At 70.7% G+C, this 23,207-nt stretch carries 21 protein-coding genes and 1 tRNA gene; 15 read left to right on the forward strand and 7 right to left on the reverse strand.

The features are described from left to right. Positions 1-6 precede the first annotated feature (6 nt). On the forward strand, positions 7-1,557 hold the full coding sequence (hutH, locus tag ACBJ32_RS50045) for a histidine ammonia-lyase (protein ID WP_375132931.1): 1,551 nt from the start codon (positions 7-9) through the stop codon (positions 1,555-1,557). Between the two features lie 16 nt (positions 1,558-1,573). Here the strand turns inward: hutH and ACBJ32_RS50050 are convergent, their stop codons facing one another. Next, on the reverse strand, positions 1,574-2,809 hold the full coding sequence (locus tag ACBJ32_RS50050; RefSeq protein ID WP_375132932.1) for an NAD(P)-binding domain-containing protein: 1,236 nt from the start codon (positions 2,807-2,809) through the stop codon (positions 1,574-1,576). Between the two features lie 58 nt (positions 2,810-2,867). On the opposite strand from ACBJ32_RS50050, the gene ACBJ32_RS50055 reads away from it, so the two are divergent. The 3 genes from ACBJ32_RS50055 to ACBJ32_RS50065 are packed head-to-tail and all read left to right on the forward strand — an operon-like array spanning position 2,868 to position 5,593. Further along, on the forward strand, positions 2,868-3,785 hold the full coding sequence (locus ACBJ32_RS50055) for a LysR family transcriptional regulator (protein WP_375132933.1): 918 nt from the start codon (positions 2,868-2,870) through the stop codon (positions 3,783-3,785). 29 nt (positions 3,786-3,814) lie between these two features. Beyond that, a complete protein-coding gene (locus tag ACBJ32_RS50060; protein ID WP_375132934.1) occupies positions 3,815-4,762 on the forward strand; it encodes a chorismate-binding protein in 948 nt (315 codons plus the stop codon). Next, entirely contained in the window at positions 4,763-5,593 is an 831-nt protein-coding gene (locus ACBJ32_RS50065) for an aminotransferase class IV (protein WP_375132935.1), read from the forward strand. A gap of 564 nt (positions 5,594-6,157) precedes the next feature. On the opposite strand, the gene ACBJ32_RS50070 is transcribed toward ACBJ32_RS50065, so the two are convergent. Both ACBJ32_RS50070 and ACBJ32_RS50075 read right to left on the reverse strand, forming a co-directional pair. Beyond that, positions 6,158-7,522 (reverse strand): LVIVD repeat-containing protein, encoded by a 1,365-nt coding sequence (locus tag ACBJ32_RS50070; protein ID WP_375132936.1) that lies wholly within the window; start codon positions 7,520-7,522, stop codon positions 6,158-6,160. 133 nt (positions 7,523-7,655) lie between these two features. Continuing rightward, positions 7,656-7,820, reverse strand: coding sequence for a hypothetical protein (locus tag ACBJ32_RS50075; protein WP_357876285.1), 165 nt, complete (start codon positions 7,818-7,820; stop codon positions 7,656-7,658). On the opposite strand from ACBJ32_RS50075, the gene ACBJ32_RS50080 reads away from it, so the two are divergent. Then, entirely contained in the window at positions 7,801-8,247 is a 447-nt protein-coding gene (locus ACBJ32_RS50080) for a DUF305 domain-containing protein (protein WP_375132937.1), read from the forward strand. The two genes, ACBJ32_RS50075 and ACBJ32_RS50080, sit on opposite strands and share 20 nt — an antisense overlap. 153 nt (positions 8,248-8,400) lie before the next feature. Here the strand turns inward: ACBJ32_RS50080 and ACBJ32_RS50085 are convergent, their stop codons facing one another. Next, positions 8,401-8,817 (reverse strand): SsgA family sporulation/cell division regulator, encoded by a 417-nt coding sequence (locus ACBJ32_RS50085; RefSeq protein WP_020547189.1) that lies wholly within the window; start codon positions 8,815-8,817, stop codon positions 8,401-8,403. Positions 8,818-9,288: 471 nt separating this feature from the next. Here ACBJ32_RS50085 and ACBJ32_RS50090 point away from each other — a divergent pair. The 5 genes from ACBJ32_RS50090 to ACBJ32_RS50110 all read left to right on the forward strand — a co-directional run bounded on the left by ACBJ32_RS50090 (position 9,289) and on the right by ACBJ32_RS50110 (position 13,985). Then, positions 9,289-9,363: transfer RNA gene (locus ACBJ32_RS50090), tRNA-Val, on the forward strand. Positions 9,364-9,634: 271 nt separating this feature from the next. Then, a complete protein-coding gene (locus ACBJ32_RS50095) occupies positions 9,635-10,324 on the forward strand; it encodes a helix-turn-helix domain-containing protein (protein ID WP_375132938.1) in 690 nt (229 codons plus the stop codon). Positions 10,325-10,388: 64 nt separating this feature from the next. Beyond that, a complete protein-coding gene (locus ACBJ32_RS50100) occupies positions 10,389-10,781 on the forward strand; it encodes a hypothetical protein (RefSeq protein ID WP_375132939.1) in 393 nt (130 codons plus the stop codon). A gap of 45 nt (positions 10,782-10,826) precedes the next feature. Next, on the forward strand, positions 10,827-11,570 hold the full coding sequence (locus tag ACBJ32_RS50105; protein ID WP_357876279.1) for an alpha/beta fold hydrolase: 744 nt from the start codon (positions 10,827-10,829) through the stop codon (positions 11,568-11,570). A gap of 753 nt (positions 11,571-12,323) precedes the next feature. Then, the gene (locus ACBJ32_RS50110; protein WP_375132940.1) at positions 12,324-13,985 is read left to right on the forward strand and encodes a TROVE domain-containing protein; all 1,662 of its coding nucleotides are present in this window, start codon (positions 12,324-12,326) and stop codon (positions 13,983-13,985) included. Positions 13,986-14,006: 21 nt separating this feature from the next. Here ACBJ32_RS50110 and ACBJ32_RS50115 read toward each other — a convergent pair whose 3' ends face one another. Then, a complete protein-coding gene (locus tag ACBJ32_RS50115; protein ID WP_375132941.1) occupies positions 14,007-14,867 on the reverse strand; it encodes a class I SAM-dependent methyltransferase in 861 nt (286 codons plus the stop codon). Positions 14,868-15,094: 227 nt separating this feature from the next. Between ACBJ32_RS50115 and ACBJ32_RS50120 the strand changes: the two genes are divergently transcribed. The 3 genes from ACBJ32_RS50120 to ACBJ32_RS50130 all read left to right on the forward strand — a co-directional run bounded on the left by ACBJ32_RS50120 (position 15,095) and on the right by ACBJ32_RS50130 (position 19,265). After that, on the forward strand, positions 15,095-16,522 hold the full coding sequence (locus ACBJ32_RS50120; protein ID WP_375132942.1) for a glycoside hydrolase family 6 protein: 1,428 nt from the start codon (positions 15,095-15,097) through the stop codon (positions 16,520-16,522). 304 nt (positions 16,523-16,826) lie between these two features. Further along, entirely contained in the window at positions 16,827-18,140 is a 1,314-nt protein-coding gene (locus ACBJ32_RS50125; RefSeq protein ID WP_375132943.1) for a hypothetical protein, read from the forward strand. Positions 18,141-18,233: 93 nt separating this feature from the next. Further along, the gene (locus ACBJ32_RS50130) at positions 18,234-19,265 is read left to right on the forward strand and encodes a trypsin-like serine peptidase (protein WP_375132944.1); all 1,032 of its coding nucleotides are present in this window, start codon (positions 18,234-18,236) and stop codon (positions 19,263-19,265) included. 9 nt (positions 19,266-19,274) lie between these two features. On the opposite strand, the gene ACBJ32_RS50135 is transcribed toward ACBJ32_RS50130, so the two are convergent. After that, positions 19,275-20,831, reverse strand: a complete 1,557-nt coding sequence (locus ACBJ32_RS50135; protein ID WP_375132945.1) for a phospholipase D family protein — start codon at positions 20,829-20,831, stop codon at positions 19,275-19,277. A gap of 280 nt (positions 20,832-21,111) precedes the next feature. Then, the gene (locus tag ACBJ32_RS50140; protein ID WP_375132946.1) at positions 21,112-22,212 is read right to left on the reverse strand and encodes a DUF4352 domain-containing protein; all 1,101 of its coding nucleotides are present in this window, start codon (positions 22,210-22,212) and stop codon (positions 21,112-21,114) included. Between the two features lie 104 nt (positions 22,213-22,316). On the opposite strand from ACBJ32_RS50140, the gene ACBJ32_RS50145 reads away from it, so the two are divergent. Both ACBJ32_RS50145 and ACBJ32_RS50150 read left to right on the forward strand, forming a co-directional pair. Then, positions 22,317-22,658 carry a hypothetical protein gene (locus ACBJ32_RS50145; protein ID WP_375132947.1) on the forward strand — a complete coding sequence of 114 codons (342 nt, stop codon included), beginning with the start codon at positions 22,317-22,319 and terminating at the stop codon, positions 22,656-22,658. Next, complete coding sequence (locus ACBJ32_RS50150) at positions 22,567-23,160, forward strand: hypothetical protein (RefSeq protein ID WP_375132948.1); 594 nt, start codon at positions 22,567-22,569, stop codon at positions 23,158-23,160. The genes ACBJ32_RS50145 and ACBJ32_RS50150 overlap by 92 nt, the downstream gene beginning before the upstream one ends. Positions 23,161-23,207: the final 47 nt, after the last annotated feature.

Consider the following 23,207-nt stretch of genomic DNA (forward strand, 5'->3'; position numbering starts at 1 on the left):
CGCACCATGCGCGACAACGGAGTCGTGAACGTCGGTCCGGAGCCGCCGACCTTCGACGACGTCATCAGGGTGGCCCGCCACGGAGCCCCCGTACAGCTCACCGACGATGCCATCGCCGCCATCGCGGCGGCCCGCCAGCGAGTGAACGAGCTGGCCGAGAGTCCCGTGCCCGCGTACGGCATCTCGACCGGGTTCGGCGCGCTGGCCACGCGGCACATCGACCCGGCGCTGCGCGCGCAGCTCCAGCGCTCGCTGGTGCGCTCGCACGCGGCCGGCAGCGGGCCCGAGGTGGAGACCGAGGTGGTGCGCGCGCTCATGCTGCTGCGGCTGAGCACGCTCGCCACCGGCCACACCGGCATCAGGCCGACCACGGCCAAGACCCTGGCCGCACTGATCAGCGCGGGCATCACCCCGATCGTGCACGAGTACGGCAGCCTCGGCTGCTCCGGCGACCTGGCGCCGCTGGCGCACGTGGCGCTCACGCTGATGGGCGAGGGCGTCGTACGGGACGCCTCGGGCACCGTGCTGCCGGCGGCCGAGGCGCTCAAGCAGGCGAGGATCGAGCCGGTGGAGCTGGCCGCCAAGGAGGGCCTGGCGCTGATCAACGGCACGGACGGCATGCTCGGCATGCTGATCCTGGCCATCGACGACCTCACCAGGCTGGTCAGGACCGCCGACGTGAGCGCCGCCATGAGCGTGGAGGCGCTGCTGGGCACCGACCGCGTGTTCGCCCCCGAGCTGCAGGCGCTGCGGCCGCACCCCGGCCAGGCGCTGTCCGCCGCCAACATGACGAAGGTGCTGCGCGACTCGGGCATCATGGCCAGTCACCGCGACCCGGCGGCCTGCACCCGCGTCCAGGACGCCTACTCCCTGCGCTGCGCGCCCCAGGTCGCCGGGGCGGCCCGCGACACGATCGCGCACGCCGCCACCGTGGCCGGGCGGGAGCTGGCCAGCGCCATCGACAACCCGGCCGTGCTGGCCGACGGCCGCGTCGAGTCGAACGGCAACTTCCACGGCGCGCCCCTGGCGTACGTGCTGGACTTCCTCGCCGTCGTGGCCGCCGACCTGGCCTCGATGTCGGAGCGCCGCACCGACCGTTTCCTGGACGTGGCCCGCAACCACGGCCTGCCCGCGTTCCTGGCCGACGACCCCGGCGTGGACTCCGGCCACATGATCGCCCAGTACACCCAGGCGGCCGTGGTCTCCGAGCTGAAGCGCCTGGCCGTGCCCGCCAGCGTGGACTCCATCCCCAGCTCCGCCATGCAGGAGGACCACGTCTCCATGGGCTGGTCGGCGGCCCGCAAGCTGCGCAGGTCCGTGGACGGGCTCACCAGGGTGCTGGCCATCGAGGTGCTCACCGCCGCCCGCGCGCTCGACCTGCGCGCCCCGCTGGAGCCCGCGCCCGCGACGGCGGCCGTGCTCCAGGCGCTGCGCGAGACCGTGCCCGCGCCGGGCCCCGACCGGTTCCTGGCCCCGGAGATCGACTCGGCCGTGCGCCTGGTGGCCGAGGGAGGGGTGGTCGCCGCGGCGGAGTCGGTCACCGGCCCCCTGGACTGACGTGGACTGACGCCGGCTAACGCGGCAGGGCCACGATCAGGTCCACCTCCAGCAGCAGCCCCGGCATGAACAGCTTCGACACCTCGACCGTCGTGCTGGCCGGGGGCGTGCCGGTGATGTACTTCCTGCGCACCCGCCCGTACGCGACCCGGTCCTCCATGTCGGTCAGGTACGTCCTGAGGAACGCGATGTCGGCGAAACTCGCGCCCTGATCGGTGAGGATGCGGGAGATGACCTGGAAGACGTGCTCGGCCTGGGCCTCCATGGAGCCCTCGCCGACGAGGTTCCCGTGCTCGTCGAAGGCGGCCTGCCCGGAGATGTAGAGCATGTCGCCCACGCGCGTGGCGTGCGAGTACATGCCGTTCGTGGCAGGGATCGTCGAGAGGTTGAGCGACACGGCCCGGTGCCCGGGGCCGCCCATGGGTTGCCCGGCGGCGGTGGCCGGGCCGATCGGGCCGGTGGGGCCGGTGGGGCCGGTCAGGCTGTCCGGGCCGCCGCCGACGTGCTCGGCGATCGTGGTCAGATCGTGCTCGCCGAGCCCGGCCGCGCGCGCCTCCTGCAACCTGGCCCGCGCGGCCGTGGCCATCGTCGCGCCCTCCCACGCCCCCAGCTCCAGGTCCTTCGTGGCGTGGGCCAGCGAGTAGCGGGTCTGCGCCGCCGGCACGCGCAACCGCTCGGCCAGTACGCCCAGCGGGGTGCCCGACAGCACGTCGATCAGCGCGCCGCGGTCCACGCCGTGCGCCTCGCCGTACGCGAACGTCTCGGCGAGCAGCACCTGGGCCGGCACGAGCGCGCTCATCACGGCGATCTTCATGGCCGCGCCGGACCCCAGCGGCCCGCACTCGCGCACCGGCCCGAACACCGACAACACCTCGCGGCACCCCTGCACGTCGCCACCGGCCAGCACGGTCAGCGTGCCCTCGGCGGCGGGGCCCACGCTGCCCAGCACCGGCGCGTCCACCAGCCCCACCTCAGGCGGGAGCAGCGCGCGCAGCTCGCGCACCGCCTCGGGGCCGATCGTGGACATCTCCACCACCGTCGCCCCCGGCCGCAGCTCCGGCAGCGCCGCCGCCAGCACCTCGCGCACCGCCGCCGGATCGCTCAGCATCGTGATGACCAGGTCGGCGCCGTCCACCGCCGTGGCCACGGGCACCCCGTCGGAGCGCCGCCACGTCGTCACCTTGTGCCCGGCCGACACGAGCCGCCGGGCCATCGGGGCGCCCATGCGCCCCTGTCCGAGAAATGCAATCACGTGCGTCAGTGAACACCGGTGCGAGGCATTCCACCACCGACTAGATTGCATGGCAGCCATGCACGACACGAATGCCTTCGACACCGGCTCGCTGCGGCTCTTCGACGAGGTCGCCAGGAGCGGCTCGTTCACGGCCGCCGCCGAACTGCTCGGATACACCCAGTCGGCGGTCTCCCGCCGCGTCGCCGCGCTCGAACGCGCCGCGGGCGGCCCGCTGTTCGAACGGCTGGCCCGCGGCGTACGCCTGACACCCGCGGGCGCGGCCCTGCACCGGCACGCCGTCGCCGTGCTCGACCGGCTCGAACGCGCGGGCGAGGACCTGGCCGCCATCCACCGGGGGCACGGGGGCATCCTCCGGGTGGGTTCGTTCGCCACCGCCAACATCGATCTGCTGCCGGGCACGCTCAAGCGCTTCCTGGAGCGGCGTCCCGGCGTCGAGCTGCGGCTGACCGAAGGGCTCAGCGCCCGGCTGATGGACCTGCTGCACGCCGGGGCGCTGGACGTGGCCGTGATCAGCGACTACCCGGCAGGGCTGCCCGGCGAGGGGGCGCGCACGGTGCCGCTGAGGGAGGATCGGCTGCTGGTGGCGCTGCCCGCCGGCCACCGGCTGGCCGGCGAGGCCGAGGTGGACCTGCGTGACCTGGCGGGGGAGTCCTGGATCGAGGCCGCGCCGCGCGGCCAGCCGACGCTGCTGGTGGCGGCGTGCGCGGCGGCCGGGTTCACGCCGCGCGGCGGGCCGCGGGTGGCGGAATGGTCGGGCAAGTTCGGATTCGTCGCCGCGGGGCTCGGGGTGACGCTCGTGCCGGAGCTGGCGGCGCGGGCCGTACCGGCGGATCTGGTGCTCAAACCCCTCAGAGGTACGACACCCGCACGCAAGGTCTACGCGGCCCTCCCCGAGTCGCCACTGCCCGCCGCGCTGGAGCTGGTCGAGATGCTGGGAGAATGGGAGGTGTGTACGACGGATTCGCCCACTTAGGCGGCTTTCTCGCCAGCGGGTTGCGCGATGTGACCTCAGACCTCGCCGCGCTCGACGGGGAGGGCTGGTGGGCCGTCGTGGTCGACTACGAGGGCAAGGTGACGTGCGCCCGGTTCGACCGGGTGCGCAGGTCGCCCCTGCCCGCGCCCGCCGTCCCCTGGCGCGGGCCGCACCCCGGCCAGTGGGTCAGCTCCCTCGACCAGGCCGCGTACGAGCGCGGCGTGCGGGCCATCCGCGACTACATCGAGCAGGGCGAGGTCTACCAGGCGAACCTTTGCCGTATCTTGACCGCTCCCGTGCCGCGTGACGCCGACCCGCTCGCCCTGGCGGCCAGGCTGGCGTCCGGCAACCCGGCCCCGTACGCGGCCGTCATCGACGTCCCCGGCCTGAGCGTGGTGTCGGCCTCGCCCGAGCTCTACCTGTCGCGCGACGGCGACGTCGTCGAGTCCAGGCCGATCAAGGGCACCGGCGCGACCGCGGGCGACCTCCTCGACAAGGACTACGCCGAGAACGTCATGATCGTCGACCTCGTCCGGAACGACCTCGGCAGGATCGCGGCCGTCGGATCGGTCGAGGTGCCCTCGTTGTGCGCGGTCGAGGAGCACCCCGGGCTCGTCCACCTCGTCTCCACCGTGCGTGCCAGGCTCGCGCCCGGCGCGGGCTGGCCGGAGCTGTTCGCGGCGACTTTCCCGCCCGGATCTGTCACGGGTGCTCCGAAATCGTCGGCTCTGCGCATCATCAATGAGCTCGAACCAGCACCGCGCGGCCCGTACTGTGGGGCGGTGGGCTGGGTCGACGCCGACCGAGGCAGGGCGGCGCTGGCCGTAGGCATCAGAACATTCTGGATCTCCGGCAGCGAGATCCGGTTCGGCACGGGAGCGGGCATCACCTGGGGTAGCGATCCCCGGCGCGAGTGGCTCGAGACCGAGCTCAAAGCAGCCAGGCTCATCTCACTGGCATCCACAGGAGGAAACTGAATGAACATCCCTGTCTGGGTCAACGGGGAGCTGATCGACCCCGCTCAGGCCACCGTGTCGGTGTTCGACCACGGGCTCATGGTCGGCGACGGCGTCTTCGAGACCATCAAGATCGTGAACGGCGAGTCGTTCGCGCTCACCCGGCACCTCGACCGGCTCACGCTCTCCGCCCAGCGCATGGACCTGCCCGAACCCGACGTCGAGGCCATCGCCGACGGCATCGCCAAGCTCCTGGAGGTCGCGCCCGCCTGGGCGCTCGGCCGCATCCGCGTCACCTACACCAGCGGCCCCGGCCCCCTCGGGTCCGACCGCGGCGACCAGGGCACCACCTCCGTCGTCATCGTGGACGAGCAGAAGCCGTTCCCCGCCACCGCGAACGTCGCCGTCGTGCCGTGGCCGCGCAACGAGCGCGGCGCGCTGTCGGGCGTCAAGAGCACCTCCTACGGCGACAACGCCAAGGCCCTGCTGCATGCGAAGAAGCGCGGCGGCGGCGAGGCCATCTTCGGCAACCTCGCCGGCAACCTGTGCGAGGGCACCGGCTCCAACATCTTCGTCGTCCGCGACGGCCGCCTGCTCACCCCCACCCTCAAGTCGGGCTGCCTGGCCGGGGTGACCAGGGCGCTGGTGCTCGAATGGTGCGGCGGCGAGGAGACCGACGTGCCGCTGTCGGCGCTGTACGAGGCCGAGGAGGCGTTCCTCACCTCCACCACGCGCGACGTGCAGCCGATCAAGCTGGTCGACGACACCGAGCTCCCGGTCGCCCCCGGCCCGATCACCACCAAGGTCATGCGCGTGTTCGCCGAACGCTCCGCCACCGACCTGAACCCGTGAGCGTGCCCTCCTGATCACGAGTCCTCCCCTGGCCGCGAGGCCGGGGGACGGCGGTACGCCAGTGCCGCCGATTTCAAGAATGGGCGCGATCGTCACGGTGGAGCGCGTTCTGGCCGCCCACGCCCTTTGTCAGATGCCTCTGTGGTTGATTCCGCTGCCGCCCGCGGCGGATTTCCAGCTGACGCTGGAATGGCCGTGGGCCCGCATCGGACCAACGGCCATCACCCTGGACGGCGCCGCCATCTCCAGCGCCGCCCTGCGCTCGGCCTCCTGCCGGTCCGCTCGACCGTTCCGCGACGCCCACGCCACGGCGTCCGCCGCCGCGGCGCTCGGTTCCCAGGCGCTTCGGGTGTCCGGTTGGCCACGCGGATGGTCAAGCTTGCGCGCGTTACGGCGCGGTGGCGGTGAGGCGGAGGAGCGTCTTCCTCGAAGGTCCGCAGCGCGGGGCGGCGGGTGGGGCCAACCTGGCTTTGCCGTAAGGGATGGACCCACCCGGACGCGGTCGGAAAGCGGCGAGCGGTCAGGAGGCGGGGATGGACCCGCTCGAACGCGGGTGGACAGCGGCTAGTAGGACTTCTGGGTTTGCACGTTGAAGTCGTCCATCTTGACCTGCTTGGCCGGGTCGGTCAGCGGGTCGGTGATCTCCAGGACGTCCAGCCCCTCCGTCATGTCGCTGGAGTAGATGTAGCCGTTGTAGTAGTAGGCCGACCAGGAGCCCACGACGCCGCCGCCCTCGTGCGGCCCGCGCTCGAAGTAGCCGATCTCCTTCGGGTTCGCCGAGTCGGTGAAGTCCCAGATCGACACGCCGCCCTGGTACCACGACTGCACCATGATGTCCTTGCCGTCCACCGGGATCAGGGAGCCGTTGTGGGCCACGCAGTTCTCGTTCGGCTGCTGCTCGCGCGGGATCTTGAAGTAGCCGCGCCGCTCCAGCTTGTCGCCGACCACGTCGTAGACGGCGTTCGCGCCCTTGGTGGGGGGCGTGTTGCGGTCGCAGGTGGCCTGGCCGCCGCCACCCAGCTCGTCGCTGAAGACGACCTTCGTGCCGTCGTTGTTGAACGTCGCCGAGTGCCAGATCTGGAAGTTCTCCAGGTCGGTGAGTTGCTGGAGGACCTTCGGCCGCACCGGGTCGGAGATGTCGAGCAGCACGCCGTCGCCGAAGCAGGCGGCCGCGGCGAGCTTCTTCTCCGGGTAGGCGGTGATGTCGTGGCAGCCGGAGGCGAGATCGGAGTGCTGCCGTTCGGGGAAGATGTCCGGCTTCGCCACGACCTTGGCGGACGCCGGGGACTTCGTCGGGATCTCCACGATCGAGATCAGCTCGTGCGGTGCCGGGCAGGTCTGCGAGTCCGGCTCGGGGCCGGGGGAGGAGACGTACACGTACAGCGTCTCACCGGCGGGCACCATCGTGTGCGTGTGCGAGCCGCAGTCGGTCTGGACCGCGCCCACGTACTGCGGGCTCTTCTTGTCGCTGATGTTGAAGATCCGCAGGCCCTCCCAGTTCCGCTCCTCGTCGCCGGAGTCGCACTCCGGGCCGCCGCGCGGTTCGTCGATCGACAGGATCAGCAGATCCTGGTAAACGGTCACGTCATTCTGTTGCGCCGGGCAGGACACCTGGCTGACGAGCTGGGGCTTGGTCGGGTTGCCGATGTCGTAGATCGAGAACCCACCGAAGTTCCCCACGTAGGCGTAGTCGCCCTGGAACGCAAGATCAGTACCGAGATCGCCCTCGCCGTCGAGCGGAGCCGTTCGTGGCATATTGGCGATGTGCTTGACGTTGTCGCTCATCATCACGCCGCCGGGAGGCAACGTGGTGGGAGTGCCGGCCGCGGCGCTGGTCTCCTGCGGAGCGGTCGCGGGTGCCGGCTCTCCGGTGGCGGCCGGCCCCGCGGCGCACGCGGAGGCCAGGAACAACACCGTACACAGCAACACTCCGCGCAACTTGGCAGAGATCAACGCGCATCCCCCTTGTCTAGTAGCTCACTATGGAAGCTATGTCAGCAGGTTATGGGCCGCGTACGGTCTTCATCACAGTTATGACGACATTTGCCCTTACCGCCTGCTCTCAGCCGCCCGCCGAGCCGGCGGGCTCGTCGCCCGTGGGCACGGGTGCGCCGGTCATCGTGCCGGGCAGCCCAGGCGTGCCGGCCCGCACGGCGACGCCGGGGGAGCGGGTCGGTCCGACGCCTTCACCCACGGTGGCGGCTGACGTGCGGTTCGCGGAGGGCATGATCCCGCACCACCGGCAGGCGCTGGAGATGACCTCCATGGTGGAGGCGCGCACGACCACGGCGTCGATCCGCGCGTTCGCCCGCCAGATCGCCGCGGCGCAGACGCCGGAGATCAAGGCCATGACGGCGTGGCTGGCGGAGCTGGACCGCTCGGTGCCGGACGGGCACCAGCACGAGCAGGGGGCGAGCTACGGGATGGCGACGCAGGAGGAGCTGAACGCGCTGCGCGCGGCCAGGGGCACGGCCTTCGACCGCATGTTCCTGCAGCTCATGACCAGGCACCACGAGGGGGCGGTGAAGATGGCGGGGGAGCAGCTGGCCGACGGGCGGGACCAGCGCATGCGGATGATGGCCAAGGACGTGTACTCGGGGCAGAGCATCGAGATCGCCCGGATGCGCCAGGTCCTGGAGTCGCTCCCGGCCTAGCGGCCCCTGTCTTCGGCCGTGGCGATGACAACGGGTCTCCCGGCCGTGGCGATGACGAAGGGGAGGCTCCGCCGCTGGCGGAACCTCCCCTTCGCATAGATGTGTCCGGCCCCCTGAGGATCGCCGGACTACCCCTGCGCGCGCCTGCTTCGGCTAGGACGGCCAGAGCATGTTGGTCAGCTCGGCGTCCAGATCCATGAAGTCGGTCTCCCGCCCGGCGGGCACCTTCTCGTAGGTCCGGTGGAGGAACTCGGTCAGCGGGGCCAGCGGCACTTCGAAGAGCGCCTGCCCGAACGGCGATGTGAGGCTGATGTGCAGGGTGCGTTCGCCGTCGGCGCGCGCGGGCCACACCTGCACGTCGCCGTCGCCGACACGCCTCACGATGCCCACGGTGAGCAACTCGCGGGCAAAGATCCACTCGACCGGCTCGTCGTTCCCTACGTGGAAGGCCATGCGGATGGCGTACGGATCGTCGGCTGTGTAACTCAGTCCGGCGAGCAGGGGGACGGTAGTACGGTCGGGGACCACAAGCCGAAGGCCAAGCTCGGCGGAGACGGTGGTGCTGTTCATCGTCAGCCAAACCTTTTCGTCGTAGGTCCCCTCTTCGGGGCTTTCACTGCTCTGACGGACTTCGTCCTGAGCTATGACGCGGAACGAAGAAACCTGTAGGAAAGATTCCGCCCCCAGGGCCTTCTGTAACGCACATCACAGCTGGACATTTAGGCATCTACCAGGCTAAACGGCATCAATCGGGTCGTATTTACAAGGGTTTTGCGTGCTGTGGAGCCTGCCCCGGACGCCCCGTCCATGAACGTTTCTCGCCGAAAGATCATGGCCGATGCCTTCCGGGACACGACGATGGTATGCCACCCGCCCGCCGTGCCGATGGGCAACCGCCGCGTTTCACCCGAATCCCTCTGACGCGCCACCCCGCCGGCCCCCGGGCCTCCCAAGATCGTCGCGGAGGCCGATCGGTTCGCCGCAGGCGCGGGAGTGCGGTATGGTTTTCCACGTCGGCACCACAAGGGAGCCGGCAAGGGCGGGCGATTAGCTCAGCGGGAGAGCGCTTCGTTCACACCGAAGAGGTCACTGGTTCGATCCCAGTATCGCCCACCAAGGTCAAGGGCCACTTCCCATACATGGGAGTGGCCCTTCTGATCTTCTGGGTGACTATCTGAGTGACTATCCTGCTCCAGTGTCATCACCGGAGAAGATCCGATCCATGACAATCGCACCGTCCCGGGTAACAGGCTTGATCTGGTGAGATTGCCCATTTCGGTGACGTCGGCATGCCCGATCATGCTGCCCGCCGGCATCGATGGCCACCACTCCTGGCGGGCCTTGTCGTACGCGACCACGTGCGAGGGGTGGTCTATAGTCACGCCGCGTGGGGCTAATCTTCAACGCTCTGGCCGGCGAACTCCCGCTGGTGCAACGGGTGTGGTCGGCGAGCTGTGATGCCACCACCAGTTTCAGCTCGGCGGCCAAGGCCTCATCCATGATCGCGTTCGCGCGGGGCGATGCCGGATTGACGGTGCACGTGCGCGGGCCGGAGACGAGGGGCACACCGCTGACTTGCCTGGAGGGCTGGGAGTTCTTCGGGGTGGATCTGCGGCTCGGTGCCTATCTGCCGCTGTACCCGCCCTCCGGTCTGACCGATCTCAGGGATGCGTTGTTGCCGACCCTGCCGGGCGGCCGGATCTTGTTGGACAACCAGGACTGGGAGATGCCGACCGAGCAGAACGTCGACGTCTTCGTCGGCCGGTTGGTGCGCGCAGGTCTGTTGTTCTTCGACCCTCTCGTCGACGAGATCCGGCACGGCGAACGGCCACGCGGCATGTCGGAACGGATCGCGCAGATCCGGTTCCGCCGGGCCGTCGGGATCTCGCACCGCAAGCTCGCCAGCATCGAGCAGGCACGGCACGCCGCGCAACTCCTCGCGGCGGGGAGATCGATCGCCGACGTGGTCACCGCCTGTGGCTATTACGATCAGCCGCAGCTCGCGCGGGCGATGCGGTGGGCGACCGGTCACACCCCCGGCGAGTTGAGGGCAGGCATCCCGTTTCTGGCGTTGTGATGCGGGTTCGGTTCGATACAAGACGGACCGATCAGCCGGATGGTTGACTCCCGGCGTGCGAAAAATGATCGAATACGACCATCTCTCGATAGATGGGCGAATGTCCGGCGATGCCTGGTGGGCCGGGCAGGCGAAGGTCGTCCCCAACGACAACCACTTCGCGTATCAGCTCCGGCTGCTGTCCTCGGCGGTCGGTCTCGTGCTCGGCCGGGTGACCTATGAGAGTTTCGCCCGGACTTGGCCGACCATGACCGGCGAGGTCGCAGACAAGATCAACTCCTTGCCCAAGCGCGTCGCCTCCACCACGCTGACGGGGACCACGTGGAACATCTCCCCGTTCGTGGCTGGATCCGGTGAGTCGCTGCTGTCCGGCATCCGTACTACCGCCATGGACCTGACGAAAGTAACCGAGCTCGGCAACGGCGCAGTGGTGCCGACCTGTGTGCCGAGTCGGTAGACGGCGACGGGAGGAATCGACATGACTCAAGGTGCGTACGCCTCAGTGAACGGCATCGACCTCTACTACGAGGTTCTGGGCGCCGATCATCCCGGTCCGCCGCTCGTCATGCTGCACGGCGGCGCGTACACGTTCCATCTGAGCTTCGACTCGCTGCTGCCGGCGTTGACCGCTGAGCGGAAGGTGATCGGTGTCGAGTTGCAGGGGCACGGGCACACCGCCGACAGCGACCGGCCGTTCTCCATCCGGCAGTGCGCCGAGGACGTGATCGCGCTGCTCGATCATCTCGGCGTCGAGCGGGCCGACTTGTTCGGCTACAGCCTGGGCGGGCTGGTCTCCACTGAGGTCGCCGTCTCGGCCCCGGACCGGGTCGGCCGGGTCGTGCTGGCGGCCTCGCATTTCGGGTCGACCCGACTCGAGGCGTATTACCCCGAGATCACGGCGTTGGAGCTGCATTCGCCTCGGATGCCGACCGAGGAGGAGTCCACGGCGATGAAACGCGCCTACGACGAGGTGGCGCCGAATCCCGAGAACTTCTTCCCGTTCGTGGTGAAGATCCAGCCGGCCGTCCACGATTTCGAGGGGTGGACCGACGAACAGCTGGCCCGGCTGACGATGCCGGTCTTGATCATCATCGGCGACACCGACTTCGTCCGGCTCGAGCACGCCGTCGAGATGAAGCAGCTGCTGCCGAACGCGCAACTGGCGATCCTGCCGGACACGAAGCATTTGCAGGTCATCCGGCCTGACCTGGTGCTGCCGATGGTCACCGCGTTCCTGCGCCAGTGACCGGAGCCAGGCGGATGGGCGCGGCGATGTGCTGACATTTCCGGCCCGCCGGATATTCGGGTGTGCTTCGGCGCGCCTCTCGCTAACGTGGGAGACAGCTTCACGAAGCCCCGGAAAAAGCGCGGGTCGAAGGAGCGTCGGTTATCTTTCTGCAACAAAGATCACGCCCGGCGCCCGACAAACATATCCGCGCTTTCTCCAGGACGAGTGGGCTGGTCAGGTCTGGTGCTGGCACGGGTCGAATCTCGTCGGTCATCGCCTCTCAAGCGGGAGACGCGGGTTCGAATCCCGTCACGGACTTCGGGTTCGTGTGGCTCAGTGGCCCAGAGCGCCTGAACTGCCGGTGGGTCTCCCCTGTCCGTGCCAGTTCCAGGCCTGATCGTTCGGCAGTCCTGCCAGCGGTACGGGTCGAATCCGGTCGGTTATCTCGATTGTGGTTCGAGTAGTCCGGGTTCGAGTCCCGGCAGGCGTGTGCGCGCCTGTGGTGTAAATCGGCAGCACGCTGTAGGCCGGTCGGAAATCCCATATCCGTGCTGCTGGCAAGGCTGCCGAGTGTCAGGCGGGGGAGCGGGTCGAAGTCGTATCGGTTATCGGGAACAGATTGTCGCAGGTTCGAGTCCTGCCCGCCCGGACAACATTTCCGGGTGGTAGCTCAGCTGGGTAGAGCGTCTGTCTAAAACGCCGGTGGACATCACCACATCCGCTCCCCCTGCACACATCCGCCTCCGGGCGGGTCGAACGTAAGGAGCCACCATGGCACGTGACCCCCTCGCCGCGATCTCGACCATCACCACCCCGCAGACCCGGCCGATGCCCGGCCGGAGCGACCAGGTGCAGAACGCCGCCGGCGGCTACGTGTTCGACAAGGACCTGTGGGCCAAGGTGGAGGACTTCCTCGTTCTCGGCACCACGGGCGGCACCTACTACGTCAGCGAGGACAAGCTGACCGCCGGGAACGCCCGCGTGCTGTTCCAGGCGATCGCCGAGGACGGGCCGCGCGTGGTGCGCCTGCTGACGGACATCTCGACGGCTCGCCCGCCGCGGGCGCCGAAGCAGCGCCCGGCCCTGTTCGCGCTCGCCGCCTGCTACGCGGAGGGCGACGCCGACACCCGCCAGGCCGCGAAGGCGGCGCTCGCCAAGGTGGCGCGCACGACCGACCACCTGGCCCAGTTCTTCGGCTACTACAAGAACCTGGGCGGCAAGCCGACCGCTCGGGGCATCGCGCCCACGGCGGGCCGTTCGCTGCGGACCGCGCTCGGCTCCTGGTTCCTGACCGGCAGCGCGGACGACGTGGCGTTCAAGGCGTGCAAGGCGCGCCAGCGCAAGACGCCCCAGGGCGAGGCGTTCGACCTGCGCGACGCGCTGCGCATCGCCCACCCGGTCGCCGATGACGAGCAGCGGAGGACGCTGCTCGGTTGGATCGCCGGGAACGTCACCGACGAGCAGGCGCGCGAGGTCCTGCCCGCCGTGGACCGGTTCCTCACCGCGAAGGCCGTGACCGGCCCGGCGCAGGCCGTCGAGGTGGTGACCACGGCGAAGGTGCCGTGGGAGTTCCTGCCTGATGCGGTGCTGCGCGACCCCGGCGTGTGGGAGGCGCTGATCGAGACGGTCGGCATGACGGCGCTGATCCGGAACCTGGCCCGCATGACCCGGCTGGGCACGCTCAAGCCGAGGGCGGAGGCGACGTCGCGGGCGGTACGGCGGCTGACGGACCGGGAGGCGATCCTGCGCGCCCGGATCCACCCGATGGACGCCTGGCTCGCCCTGCGCGTCTACAGGTCGGGCGTGGCGCAGCCGAACCCGCGCGCCGACCGGCAGACGTGGCATCCGGTCCCGGCCGTGCTGGACGCGCTGGAGGAGACGTACGAGCTCGCCTTCGGCACCGTCGAGCCGTCCGGCAGGAGGCTGCTGGTCGCGGTGGACTCGTCCGGGTCGATGAGCTGGGGCGGCGGTGTCCGGGTGGGAGGTTCGCCGATCGGGTCGCCGTACGAGGTCGGCAACGCCATGGCGGTCATGCTGGCCCGCATCGAACGCGGCAACGCGCACGTCATCGAGGTCGACACGCGGGTGCACGCGTCGAAGGTGACGCCGCGCACCAACCTGCGCGAGATCGCGTCGTGGAAGCCGTCCGGCGGCGGCACCGACCTGTCGCTGCCGTTCACGTGGGCGCGTGAGCAGCGGATGGAGGTGGACGGCATCGTCGTCTTCACCGACAACGAGACCTGGGCGGGCAGGTCCCACCCGACCCAGGCGCTGAACGCCTACCGGCGCACCGTCAACCCGGACGCTCGGGTGGTCGTCGCCGCGATGACGGCCGCCGGGCACTCGATCGGTGACCCGAAGGACGACGGTGTTCTCAACGTGGCCGGGTTGGACGCGTCGCTGCCGCTCGTGGTCAACGGGTTCGTGCGCTGACGTGAGTGAGGGTCGCCTGGGCTAGGGCCGGATGACGATCTCGAGGTACTCCAGCGGCATGAGCAACGTCTCGCCGCCGGTGTTCAGCTCGTGGACGAGCTCGGTCAGGTCGGCGACGAGGGATTCGCGGCCGGACGCGTCCAGGGACGCGAGGGCCATCACCGTGGGGCCGTACGCCGCGCACCAGGCGCGGACGTGCTCCTCGGGGCTGGAGAAGCGCCACCACAGCTCCCGCGTCTCCGCCTCGATGGCCGCGCCGGGGCCGAACAGCTCGCGCAGGCCGTCCGCCGTGCCCCAGCGGCTCTCCGGGCGGGTGCCGGGAGCGGGGGAGACGTACTTGGTGTTGAGGGCGAGCATGCGGCCCATGTAGCCGGACGGTGTCCAGCAGGCCAGCGCGATCCGGCCGCCCGGCCTGGTCACGCGCCGCAGCTCGGCCGCCGCCTGCGCCTGGTCTCGGGCGAACATCACCCCGAACGTCGAGGTGACCAGGTCGTAGGAGGCGTCCGGCACCGGGAGGGCCTCCGCGTCGCCCTGGCGGAAGTCGATCGCCAGGCCCTCCGCCTCGGCGCGGCGCGTGGCGTGGGCCAGCAGGTCGGGCACGAGGTCGATGGCGGTGACGCGGGCGGAGCGGCGGGCGGCGGCCAGGGCCGTGTTGCCGGTGCCGGTGGCGACGTCCAGGTGCTCCTCCCCGGCCCGCAGCCGGGCGGCCTCGCACAGCAGCTCGGCGGCCAGCAGGAACCGGGCGCCGATGGACCTGTAGTCACCGGTCGCCCACGTCCGCTGCTGTTCGTCGTCCCGCTCGCGCGTCTGCGGCTGCTCGCCGTCCCGCCCGTTCGTGCGCTGTCGTACGTGGTCCCGCTCGTCCGTCTCCTGCTCCGACATCGCGTCTCACCCCGATCGACCGGCGGCCAAGATCCAACGTCCTGCCAGTCTGCGGCATGCCGGGCGTGCCTGGCCAGATCAACTTCGCGCCGCCGCCGGGCGATCACGGTTCGCGACGGCGGCCCGCGGCGTCGCCGGAACGTCCGCCGCTGGTCGCACGGCGTTTCTTGACCTTGTCAGAGTGAGTCAGTAATGATCTCCGCCGTAGCCCACCGAAAGGCGATCACGTGCGATTCCTCGCATCGAGAGCCGCGGCCTTAGCCGCCGTCCTGACCACCGCCACCGCCACCCTCGCGGTGCCCCATCCCGCCTCCGCCGCCGCGCAGCTCATCGCGAACGGCACCTTCACCGGCTCGACCACCCCATGGGCCGCCCTCGGGCAGACCGCGATCGCGGCCGAGGACGGCCGCATGCGGGTCGAGGTCAAGAACGTCGTGGCCAACCCCTGGGACGCGATGGTCGCCGCGCCCACCACCGCCGCCCTGAACCCGGGCAAGAGTTACACCCTCTCCTTCGACGCCTACTCCACCGTCGCCTTCACCGCCAAGGCCACGGTGCAGTACACCGCCACCCCGAGCAGCAACCAGTCGCTGGCCACCGACGTGCGGCTGACCTCGTCGAGCAAGCGTTACAGCATCCCGTTCACGGCCGCGCAGGCGTCCGCCACGGCCGCCGAGGTGACGTTCCAGCTCGGCGGGTCGGGGGCGAAGCCGGTCGTCCGCTTCGACAACGTCTCGCTGCTGGAGACGCAGACGACCCGGCCTACCGGCCTGTACGTGAACCCGCAGTCGAACCCCGCCCGGTGGGCCGCCGAGAACGCGAACAACCCCGCCGCCACGCCCATCAGGGACAACATCGGCAACAAGCCGATCTTCGAGTGGTTCGGCGGCTGGTTCACCGACCTGACCAAGGCCGTGGACACCTACATCGGCTCCGCGCAGGCTCAGGACCGGCTGCCGATGCTGGTGGCGTACAACATCCCCAACCGCGACGCGTGCGCGGGGCACTCGGGCGGTGGCGCGGGCGACGCCGCCGGGTACCACGCCTGGATCACCGAGTTCGCCAAGGCGATCGGCAGCCGCCACGCCGTCGTCGTGCTGGAGCCGGACGGGGTCGCCGCCGCCGGGTGCGTGACGAGGATCGGCAAGGACCCCGAGGACCAGTACCGCATGCTGCTGGACGCCACGCAGGTGCTGCGGGCCGAGGCGCCGAACGCGTGGGTGTACCTCGACGCGGGCAACGCCACCTGGATCCCGGCCGCGCAGATGGCGCCGTTGCTGGTGAAGTCGGGCATCGCCAACACGCGCGGCTTCTCGGTGAACGTCTCCAACTACATCACCACCGCGGACAGCCAGGCGTACGCGGTCGCGGTCAACGACCTCCTGCGCACGACGGTGGGCGCGAAGACGTACGTGATCGACACCAGCCGGAACGGCAACGGCCCTCACGTGGACGACACGCCGGACGACAACTGGTGCAACCCGCCGGGGCGCAAGCTCGGCGCCTCGCCGGTCCGCCAGACGTCCGGGGCCGAGTACCTGTTCTGGGTGAAGGTGCCGGGTGACTCCGACGGGCCGTGCGGGATCGGCTCGGACGTGCCGGCGGGCTCGTTCAGCCCCGAGCTGGCCATGGCGCTCATCAACGGCGGCTCGTGACCTGACCCCGCCCCGGCCGGTGCCCGCCGTCTGACGGACGGACGGCCGGCACCGGCCGGTCCAGGTCGTGACCGAGGCCGTCGCGCCGTCGCGCCGTCATGCCGTCCCGCCGTCGCGTCGCCGCGCCGTCGAGCGGCGTGTGCGGGCCCGGTCCGGGCGGCGTCAGGACGGCGGAGCGGAATTCGCCGTGACCGGACGCATTTCCACAGGTCAATCCGTGTCGATCTCGCAACAGGAGGCTGAAGTCCCAGTGTCGAGCCGGAATCTGAAGTTATGCGCAGCGGGCCTGTCCGCCCTCGCGCTCATGGCCGCGAGCCTGATCACCGCCCCGGCGGCCGCGGCCGCGCCCGATGACCCCGCCACCTACTACGTCGACGACATCGGCGGCAACGATGCGAACGAGGGCAAGTCGGCGGCGACCGCGTGGCGGACGCTGACCAAGGCCGGCGCGGCGACCCTGGCCCCCGGTTCCAGGCTGCTGCTGCGCAGGGGCGGTACGTGGGCGGAGCAGCTGGTGATCGCCGAATCCGGCGAGCAGGACAGCCCGATCGTCGTCGACGCCTACGGCACCGGCGCCAGGCCCGTGATCAAGGGGACCGACGCGGTGTCCTGCGTGCTGCTCTCCGGCGATCACATCGAGGTCTACAACCTGCAGGTCGGCGTGGAGGGCGCGGGCCGGTGCGAGTGGTCCGGGTTCTCGATCGAGGGCGACCACAACTTCCTCAACCGGAACTACATCACCGGCGCGTCGGCGGGCGTCTTCATCGACGAGGAGGCCGACTACACCTCGATCAACAACAACGAGTTCGTCAACAACAACGTCATGAGCGTGAACACGGACGCCTCGGAGATGGGCGAGGAGTACGCCAACGACGACTCCGGCGCCTTCGCCATGCTGGTCCACGGCGACGACTCCGAGATCTCCTGGAACGACATCAGAGGCTCGATCGCCCCCAGCTTCGACTACGTCTTCGACGGCGCGGCCGTCGAGATCTTCAAGGGCTCGCGCAACTGGGTGCACCACAACATCTCGGTGGACAACGACACCTTCACCGAGCTCGGCACGCTGACCTCGGCGAACGGCGAGTCGCAGGACCCGGACGGCACCGCGGACAACGTGTTCGAGTACAACGCCGTCCACGGCGAGCGGACCAGGGGCGGGATGGTCACCCGCGGCCCCTACAAGGAGGAGGCGGGCTCGCCGATCGAGCCGAACGGCCCCGTGCTGCGCACGGTCTTCCGCAACAACTCGATCTACCTGCCGAACGAGGACGCCGAGGGCGTGGTCTGCGACGCCAGCTGCACGAACGAGCACCTGACGATGACGCAGAACGCCGTCTACGCCAAGAAGAAGAGCGTCTACGCCCCCGGCGTGACCGCGGCCGCCAACTCCTACAACGTGCTGGACGGCGACCAGTACCAGGCGGGCGACGACGGCACCGGCAACGTCTTCGAGGACCCGCGCTTCGACCCGGCCGACCCGCTGCGGCTCCTCGCCGGCAGCAAGGCGATCGGCCTGGGCAAGGTGAAGTACGGCCAGGTCGATCTGAACGGCGTCGCGATCGGCGCGGACGGCGGCATCGAGGCCGGCGCTTACGAGCATGTCTCCACGCCTTGATTCGAACTTGTGATCGATAAGGGGTGGCCCTTTGTGGCCACCCCTGCATATGATCTTGATCGTTCGTCCGCCGAGAGAACGGGAGATCCGGCCATGAGACGCAAACTGATCGCGTTAGGCATCGGCTTGGGGCTGGTGGGCGCCACCGCCATCGCCACGCCGGCCCAGGCCGACGTCATAGCCTCGGTCCCGCTGCACGGCACCGGGTCCGCCGCACAGCAGACCGCCACGTTCTGGCTCGCCGACGGGGGCGCCAACCTCAGGAACGCCACACCGTACTCCGTGCAGACCTCGGTCTCCGTGACCGCACCGGCCACCACGCCCGTCCCGGACGGCAAGCCCGGCAACACCGCGCCGCTGATCCCGCCCGACGGGCAGGACCCCACGACCTCGGGCAAGGTGTTCTTCGTCGGCGGTGACGGGCAGCCGCACTGGTGCACGGGCACCGCCCTGCAGAGCCAGTACCGCAACCTCGTCGCCACGGCCGGGCACTGCGTGCTGGACATCGAGGACGCCGCCCCCGCGCAGAGCCGGGTGGTGTTCGTGCCCGGTTACGCCGACGGCACGGCGCCCAAGGGCCTGTACGTCGCCAAGCAGGCCTTCGTCCACTATGAGTTCTCCCTCTACGACGACCTGGAGCGCGACTACGCCTTCATGACCGTCTACAACGGCGTCGTCGCCGGCTCCGCCGGCGTGCTGAGCGACACCGGGCGGCTGGGCGACAACGCCGGCGGGCAGGGGTTCGCCTGGAACCAGCCGGCAGACTCCTCGATCAGGGTCTTCGGCTACCCGGCGGGCCCGCACCCCGACGGGACGCTGCCCTACACGGGGGAGCACCTCCATCAGTCCATCGGGGCGGCGTCCTGGATGGCGGCTCCTGAGCTGTCCACCGAGTACCTCGTCGGCGTCGAGTCCCCGTTCACCGGTGAGGGCTCGCTCGGCTCCGCGTGGCTGCTGCGCTACGACGCCGACTCGAAGCTCGGCTACCTCAACGGCGTCACGATGAGCGTTTCCGACACCGACGCCGACAACCGCTACGACACCGGCGTCTCGCCGTACTTCGATTCCGAGGCGGCCACGGTCTTCAAAGCGGCTGCGGCGTCCTGGAGCGGTCGCCTCGTGTAGCAGGGCGGACTAGAAGTCGCGCGAGCGGCGCAGGGCCGGTGGGCGGCCGTCCGGGTCCACCGCCCACCGGTACAGCGGCAGCGCCATGACCTTCTGCGCGCGTGACAGGTGCGGCTCGGGATGAGGGCGCAGCCGGCCGGGCGGGCGGGGCCCCGTTCGCCCGGACTCGTGCCAGGTTTCCAGGGCCGCCGCCGAGCGGGCGAACGCGTCGAAGGCGGTCACCGGGTCGCACAGCTCGTCGGTCCGCTCCGCCGGCAGGTCCAGGTGCTCGGTCATCAGGGTCAGGCGCAGGTCCCTGGCGAAGCGCAGGGCGCCGGCCGGTGGGCGCGGGTCCTCCTGCTCGTCGAGCACCGCGCAGCTCAGCTCCGAGTCGTACGTCCACGACCGCAGGTTGACGTTGTCCGAGCCGATCGCGGCCCACACGTCGTCCACCACGCACACCTTGGCGTGCACGTACACCGGCGTCCCGTGGTGGTTCTCCACGTCGTAGATGGCCACCCGGTCGCCGCCCGCGCGGCGCAGGCGGCGCAGGGCGTCGGCGCGGCCGATGAGGCTGGCGGGGCCGGCCAGCCAGCCGTCCTGGTCGGGGTGGCGCGGCACGATGACGATCATGCGCAGGCCCGGCTCGCGCTCCAGGGCGCGGGCGAACGGCTCGATCACGTCCGTGGACCACAGGTACTGGTCCTCCAGGTAGATCAGCGACCGCGCCCGGGCGAGCACCTTGCGGTAGGCGTGGGCGATGCTGCGCTCGCCGCCGGGCGCGAACGGGTAGCCGCGGCGGCGGGCCGGGTACGTGCGCAGCAGTTGCACGCAGTGGTGGCCCGCGGGCGGCGGGGGCGGCCCCGGGCGGGGCAGGGGCGGGGCGTCGTCGAGGCGGCCCAGGTGGTCGCGCAGGCGGCGCAGCGGGTCGCGGGTCTCCGGCGCCGGGTCCTCCCAGCGTTCGCAGAACACCTGCTCCACCTCCGCCACGGCGGGCCCGCGGATGGCGGCCTGCACGTCGTGCCAGGGCGGTCGCGGCCCGTAGACGTCGGGCATCGGGGCGCGCTGCGGGTCGCCCTCGTGGGAGGCGTCGTCGCGGCGGCTGTGGCACAGGTCGATGCCGCCGACGAAGGCCACGTCCCGCTCCGGGTCGCGGTCGTGGCGCAGGATGACGAACTTCTGGTGGTGCGAGCCGCCCACCGCGGTACGCGTGTCGAGCAGCGCCTGGCCGCCGGTGTCCTCGATCTCCTGGCCCAGGTGACGGTTCTCGGCCGAGCTGAAACGCAGCAGGTCGAGGTGGGAGCGCCAGATGAGGCCGCGGACGAGCGCGCCGCGTTCGGCGGCGGCCGCCATCGCCGCGCCCACGCTGGGCCCCTCAGGGGTCAGCCGCTCGTCGGGGTCGCCCCGCCAGTCGGCGAACAGCAGCAGGTCGTCCTTGTCCAGCTGCTCCAGGCAGGCCCTCAACTCGGCGAAGTAGGCGGCGCCGTGGACGAGCGGCCGCACCTCGTTGCCGTACGACCACGCGCGCAGCTTGGTCGCCGGGTTGCCGCGCTCCTCCTCGGTGAGGAACCAGTCCTCGATTCGCATTCGATCCTGGCTACCCCGGGAGCGGCGGCTGATACCTCTGCCGGGGCGGCCGGCGCGCCGGCTCGGCGATCGGCTCGGCCGGGTGGGCGGGCAGCCGTACGGTGAACACGGCACCGCCGCCCGGGCGGCCGTCGGCGGTGAAGGTGCCGTGTGGTTGTCCACCACCTCCCGCACAAGCGCCAGCCCCAGTGCCCGATGCCGTTGAATAAGGCGGCCCTTGAACTGCTCGGCTTCGGGCCCTGCCACCACATGTCCACCGTCATCGCGGAGCCAGCGAGCGTCAGGACAGCGCCCATTCACCCTTCTGGCCGGCCATCCCGCTGTTCAGCCCGAACTGGAACTTGGCGAGCGTCGCCGGCTCCGGCACCTCGAACACGATCACACCCTTGCGCGAGTCCCCCGCGTTGACCGTCACGGTGCCGCCGAAGCCCTGCCCCTCGGTGACGTTGGAGAAGGAGGAGCGGTACTGCTGCCCCTGGCCGTCGATGAGCCAGGCGCCGTTCGTCGGGGCGTCGCTGTAGACGGCCTGACCCGCGTTGACGAGGGTCACCTCGACGGCGACGAGCTTGTTGCCCGTCTTCGGCTTCAGGAAGTCGGAGGCGGGGGTGGCCGGGTTCACGACCCGGTTCACGGTCACGCTGACCTTGAGGCCGGGGTCCATGCCCTGGACGGTGAGCGTGCCACCCACCCTGGCCGTGGCCGGCTGCTGCCCGCTCTGCCCTTGAGCCGGCCGGCTCGCGTCGGGCTGGCTCGCCGCCGGTGGGGTGGCAGCGGGCGGAGTGGCGGCAGGCGGGGTGGCCGCGGGTGGGGTGGCGGCTGGCTGGCCGACATCGGCCTGGCCGATGCCGGGCTGGTCGATACCGGGTTGGTCGATACCGGGCGGGCCGATGCTGGGCTGGCCGGCCGGGTCCACCGGCGGGAGCTGACCGGCCGGGTCCGCCGTCGGCTGACCCGCGGCGTCACCCGCGGCCGGAGGCTCGCTCGGTAGCGGTTCCTGCGTGATGACCATGTTCGGCCCGTCGGAGTCGGCGAGCACCGCCGGCCGGCCGGTGTCGGTGAGCACCATCACCACCGCGGCGCAAGCACCCAGGAGCAGCAGCGGGACGCCGACCGCCAGCAGGACGACCAGCGGCAGGTTGTCGCGCGGCGACGGCGGCGCCGCCACGGGCTCCTGGAGGCCGGGGTCGTGCGGGTGCCCGCCGTACGAGGGCTGCTGGTACGAGGGCTGCTGGTACGTGGGCTGCTGGTACGTGGGCTGCTGGTACGTGGGCTGCTGGTACGTGGGCTGCTGGTACGGAGGCTGGGGCCGCGAGCCGTACGGCGGCTGCTGGTACGGCGGCTGCGGTCCGTACGGGCCGGACGGCAGGGGCGGGTATCCCATGGCGCGACTCCTGACAGGGGACGGGACTGTTGGGACGTTCCACCCGTACCTCCGGTTGTCCTGTCCGCGCAACAGCTTGATCGACTTTTCGCTACAGTCGGCGCGTGCTCGACGGCGGATCGTCGTGCGGGCTGGCCGGGATCGCCGACTCCGTGGCGTACGGCCTCGGCTTCCCCGCCTGGATCGTCCCCGTCACGAGCTGGAGCGAGCCGGCCTGGCTGGCGTGGCTGCTCCCGATCCTGCTCGCCCAGGCCAGGGACCCGCGCTTCAGCAGGGCCACGGTGTGGCTGGGGCCCCGCTCCGCGGCCCGCCCGGGCGCCGGCCCGATGGTGGCCGCTGCCCGCGCTGGCCGTCGTGCTGCCGCTGCTCCCGGCGGCCGCCAACCTCGCCCGCGGCATGCCGTTCTGGCACGGGCCCAGGGGCGCGATCGAGCTCTTCGTGCGTGAGGACGCCGGCGGCTACGCGGCCATGGCGTGGCTCGCCCTCGACCTGCTCATCGGGATCGGCGCTCCCGCGCTCCTGGACCTGGCCGCGGTGCTGCGCCGGACGCGGCGCCTGATCCGGGGGACGGCGCTGTCGCTGATCGTCGCCGCCGCCGTCGGCGCCGTCGGCGTGCTCACCACCACGCCGGGCGACCGGAGCTTCCCTGGCGACGACCTGACGCTGTACCCGGACGGCCTGTTCGTCCAGGACGGCGAGATCATCCTGACCGGGGGCATCTCCGCGCTGTGGTACGGAGCCGCCCTCCTGGCCTCCACGCTGATCCTCCTACACCTGCTGGTGCTGACCCACTCCGACTTCGACGTGTGCGTCACCACGGAGACCTACACCCGCCGCCCGCCGGTCGAGACCAAGGGCTGGCAGCGCGGCCGGCGGCTCCTGATCATGGCCTTCCCCGGGAAGGGCGACAGGACCGTCACCTACCGCAAGACGCCCCGGCGATGGTGACCCGGGCGGGCCCCGGATGCCGTCATGTGCGGTTGATCCCCTAATGT

It is taken from the genome of Nonomuraea sp. GTA35, assembly GCF_041950525.1.
Lineage (GTDB): Bacteria > Actinomycetota > Actinomycetes > Streptosporangiales > Streptosporangiaceae > Nonomuraea.

What these genes read in the sequence shown, in the direction of transcription:
- hutH (WP_375132931.1), top strand. Translation starts at nt 7, where the DNA reads ATGCGCGACAACGGAGTCGTGAACGTCGGTCCGGAGCCGCCGACCTTC.
- ACBJ32_RS50055 (WP_375132933.1), top strand. Translation starts at nt 2,868, where the DNA reads ATGCACGACACGAATGCCTTCGACACCGGCTCGCTGCGGCTCTTCGAC.
- ACBJ32_RS50065 (WP_375132935.1), top strand. Translation starts at nt 4,763, where the DNA reads ATGAACATCCCTGTCTGGGTCAACGGGGAGCTGATCGACCCCGCTCAG.
- ACBJ32_RS50075 (WP_357876285.1), bottom strand. Translation starts at nt 7,820, where the DNA reads ATGCCCTCCGCGAACCGCACGTCAGCCGCCACCGTGGGTGAAGGCGTC.
- ACBJ32_RS50085 (WP_020547189.1), bottom strand. Translation starts at nt 8,817, where the DNA reads ATGAACAGCACCACCGTCTCCGCCGAGCTTGGCCTTCGGCTTGTGGTC.
- ACBJ32_RS50100 (WP_375132939.1), top strand. Translation starts at nt 10,389, where the DNA reads ATGATCGAATACGACCATCTCTCGATAGATGGGCGAATGTCCGGCGAT.
- ACBJ32_RS50110 (WP_375132940.1), top strand. Translation starts at nt 12,324, where the DNA reads ATGGCACGTGACCCCCTCGCCGCGATCTCGACCATCACCACCCCGCAG.
- ACBJ32_RS50115 (WP_375132941.1), bottom strand. Translation starts at nt 14,867, where the DNA reads ATGTCGGAGCAGGAGACGGACGAGCGGGACCACGTACGACAGCGCACG.
- ACBJ32_RS50125 (WP_375132943.1), top strand. Translation starts at nt 16,827, where the DNA reads ATGGCCGCGAGCCTGATCACCGCCCCGGCGGCCGCGGCCGCGCCCGAT.
- ACBJ32_RS50130 (WP_375132944.1), top strand. Translation starts at nt 18,234, where the DNA reads ATGAGACGCAAACTGATCGCGTTAGGCATCGGCTTGGGGCTGGTGGGC.
- ACBJ32_RS50135 (WP_375132945.1), bottom strand. Translation starts at nt 20,831, where the DNA reads ATGCGAATCGAGGACTGGTTCCTCACCGAGGAGGAGCGCGGCAACCCG.
- ACBJ32_RS50140 (WP_375132946.1), bottom strand. Translation starts at nt 22,212, where the DNA reads ATGGGATACCCGCCCCTGCCGTCCGGCCCGTACGGACCGCAGCCGCCG.